At 43.3% G+C, this 3,652-nt stretch carries 3 protein-coding genes; 1 reads left to right on the forward strand and 2 read right to left on the reverse strand.

The features are described from left to right. A partial coding sequence (locus tag F6K57_RS39605) for an ATP-binding protein (RefSeq protein ID WP_293074253.1) occupies positions 1-1,744 on the forward strand: 1,744 nt, incomplete at its 5' end. A gap of 165 nt (positions 1,745-1,909) precedes the next feature. On the opposite strand, the gene F6K57_RS39610 is transcribed toward F6K57_RS39605, so the two are convergent. Next, a complete protein-coding gene (locus tag F6K57_RS39610; protein ID WP_293074256.1) occupies positions 1,910-2,281 on the reverse strand; it encodes a zf-TFIIB domain-containing protein in 372 nt (123 codons plus the stop codon). A 214-nt stretch (positions 2,282-2,495) separates the two neighbouring features. Continuing rightward, positions 2,496-3,575, reverse strand: a complete 1,080-nt coding sequence (locus F6K57_RS39615) for an L-lactate permease (protein ID WP_364306063.1) — start codon at positions 3,573-3,575, stop codon at positions 2,496-2,498. Between the last annotated feature and the right edge of the window lie 77 nt (positions 3,576-3,652).

Raw genomic sequence — 3,652 nt, forward strand, 5'->3', positions numbered from 1 at the left:
GATTGAAATGACCCAAGGTGGGGAAGAAGCGTTAGAAGTCTTCGAAGAATTAGTAGAGGATGACTATGAAGTTGCCCTGGTTATTTCTGATTACATCATGCCCAATCTGAAAGGGGATGAATTACTCAAACGCATTCATACTATTTCACCCAAAACCCTCAAAATTATGTTGACTGGGCAAGCGGATTTGGAAGCGGTGGGAAATGTGATTAACTATGCTAAATTATATCGTTATATCCCTAAGCCTTGGCAGGCTGACGACCTCAGAATTACTGTAAAAGAGGCATTGTATAGTTATTCTCAGGATAAGGCGCTAGCTGAAAAAAATGCTCAACTCCAGACAATGAATCAAGCGCTAGAAAAATCCAACCGCGAACAAGCTGATTTAATTTCCCAACTCCATGAAAATGAGAATCGCTTGAGGCAGTTCTTAGAAGCCATGCCTGTGGGAGTATGTGTAACTGATGCCAAGGGTAAGCCTTATTTGATCAATAAAGCTGGACAGCAGATTTCAGACAGAGCTATCATAGAGTCAGCTAAAAAGTCACAGTTACAAGACACTTATCAGATTTATCTCGCTGGAACTGAGCAACTTTACCCGAAAGCACAGAATCCGATTTTGAGGGCGTTGCAGGGGGAGAGTGTGGCAGTTGACGATATGGAAATACGCCAACGGGATAAGATGATTCCTGTAGAAGCTTGGGGTACACCGATCTATGATCAAGAGCGAAATGTGGCTTATGCGATCGCAGCCTTTCAAGACATCACCGAACGTAAACGAGCCGAAGCCGAGCGGGAGCGATTACTGGCGGAACTCTCTCAACTGAATCAGGATTTGCAGCAAGCCAATGGGCAACTAGAAGACTATTCCCACAACCTAGAAGAGAAAGTAGAACAAAGAACCGTCGAATTAAAAGCTGCTCAACAGCAGATTGTTGTCCAAGAAAAACTTGCCTCCCTCGGGGCGTTAACCGCAGGTATTGCCCATGAGCTCAGAAATCCTCTCAACTTTGTTAACAACTATGCTGAAGGTTCGGTTGAGCTGGTGGAGGAAGCGATTGAAGAACTTGACAACCAATCTGAACATCTCGATCCAGACGCTCTAGACTATCTCAAAGAGATTTTAAGCGACATCAAAGAAAATTCCCTAGCTATCAATAAGCACGGGAACAGAGCCGATAGCATTATTAGCAGTATGATGCTGCACGCACGAACCGAGAGCTCTCAACATCAACTGACTGACCTTAATGAACTTTTAGCCGAAGCAGTACAGTTGGTGTATCACAGCAAGCGAGCCTCTGACAATCGCTTCAATATTATCATTGACACAGATTACGATAACTCTATTGAACCATTAGAGCTAGTATCAAATGATCTTAGCCGCGCCTTCATTAACCTACTTGACAACAGTTGCTATGCGGTTCAAGCCAAACAGCAATCTTATCAGTCAGATCCAGATCAGGTGGAGAAAGCCTTTACCGCGACATTGCGGGTCAAAACCCAAAATCTGGAGCAGATGGTAGAAATCCGCATCCGTGACAATGGTATAGGGATACCACCGGAGATTAAAGATAAAATTTTCCATCCTTTCTTTACCACTAAACCCACTGGAGAAGGAACAGGATTAGGATTATCAATGACCCATGATATCATCGTCGGTCAGCATGGAGGAACCTTGAAGCTGGAAACTGAAGTGGGAGCGTATAGTGAATTTATCATCACTTTACCGAAACCAGCCCAATAGAGCTAATCATTTCCAAATTGAGTATTTCGAACCTGCTTGATCAGAGAAATTAGCATCGTGGCCAAGCTACTACGTTCTACGTTTTTCCATAGGTTTTACCAGTAGCAGCAAATTAATTGACATTTAAAATTGCTAATTAGTCTATTAATTCGCCTATTCTATTGATTAGCTAAAAATATCCTTAAAAATGTCTGCTATTCCCTCTTCCTTATAATCCTTAAATTCACCAGCATCAAACCATAGACCATAGCATACTGGGCATTTTTCATACCGAATATGAGTCTGTTTTAGGTCAACCATTTTGGTCATTTTTGTCTGGCATTTTGGGCAATTGATATCTCTAATTTCATTAAAATTACTCCCTGTTTTTGGGTTACCTGTATCTATAATCTCGGAGCCTTTTATCTCCTTCAACAGTTGAGCTTCCATGGAATCAAACCAGATACCTTGACAGCTGCTGCAGCGGTCTACAGGAATCGTTGAATACACAACTGCTTCTAAGGTTCCTTCACATTTAGGGCATTTCAGCTGGGTCATTTGGCTCAACCATCTCTAGGATTTACATATCATACTCGGTAGCCAGACATAATTCAAGTTGACTGTTCAGACCAGGGAACTTCGGATGGGTGATCGGGTATCTTGAAACAGAAAGGTTTCGAGCAACGTTAAGTTTCTTAACCAAGAGAACATAATTAACATAATTTATGTTCAGTGATTTATTTGATACTTACTCTATCTAAAAATAGAGATTTTATGGTACAGCCAAAACCAGAAGTGACATAATAACTGCCACTGCTCCTAGAACAACTAGTCCCATTTGCCGGAGCAAGAAGACTTCAGCTCCAGACCACCCAACAGCAGTGGCAGCAATAATAGCGCGAGCAGGTGAAATCATCGTGGCGTGGGCGCTAGCTCCATTCTGAGCTCCCATCAGCCACTCTACTGGTAAGCCAGACTGAATGCTTACCTCTTGTTGTAATTGGGAAAGTAGGGCATTACTCGCAGTACTTGAACCAGTAATCCAGCCTCCTAGAGCAGCTAACCAAGGTGCAACCCATATATACTTGTCACCAAGTGTTGCTGCGGCCATGCCTAGACTAGCTATCATGCCACTGGCTTGCATAACTTGAGAGGCTGCTAGAAAACAGGCGAGTGCGATGGCTCCAGGGATAAATTGTTGCCAAGCTTGTATTGTTATCACTTGCAGTTTGTGTACGACTGTTCCCAAAATTGTGACTGTAGCCAAAGCTGTCAAAAGTAAATAAAAGCCTGGGTTGTAAAGCAGGGGTAGATTTAGATTGATGGCAGCTATGGATATCACAAAATGGCTCTTCAGCCAAATTTTTAGAGGAACAACTAAGCGAGAGATCAGCAGAATTGCTGTCAGAATTCCGTAGGGAGCTATTACCTGCCAGAGGGATACTTTAGTAATACCATACTCAGCCGAATCATGAGCCGTTTTTTCGGAACTATTACGGGCAGTGTTGACTAGATTTACTGGTCTTTTTCGTTTTGCCTTATGAAATAGTTTATGAAATAGTTTTCGGTTTGCCCACACCACTAAGAATGACATCACCAGTGTGCTGCCAAGTACACCGGCAAGTTCAACCCCAGGAATCCAACTGAACCCCCAAACTCCTATGGTAAGAAGCACTCCGGCAGCGATCGCTTCTGGCCATCGGCGTTGCACGGATTTCTTTCCGCCACTCACTGCTAGTGCCACCAGTCCGTAAACTACGGGCAGAGGAGCAGTCAAAAGAGCAGTAGTCGAACCTAGAATACTAGTGCAGCGCGGCAGAAATACTTGAGCAGCTGCTGATAATGGTAAAATAGAAGGATGAACTGCTTACCTACTCGATGCTCAGCTTACCCTATTGTACTCTTCACAACTTGTGCTATGCCTGACCC

Origin of the sequence: Moorena sp. SIO4A5, assembly GCF_010672005.1 — a bacterium.
Taxonomy (GTDB): domain Bacteria; phylum Cyanobacteriota; class Cyanobacteriia; order Cyanobacteriales; family Coleofasciculaceae; genus Moorena.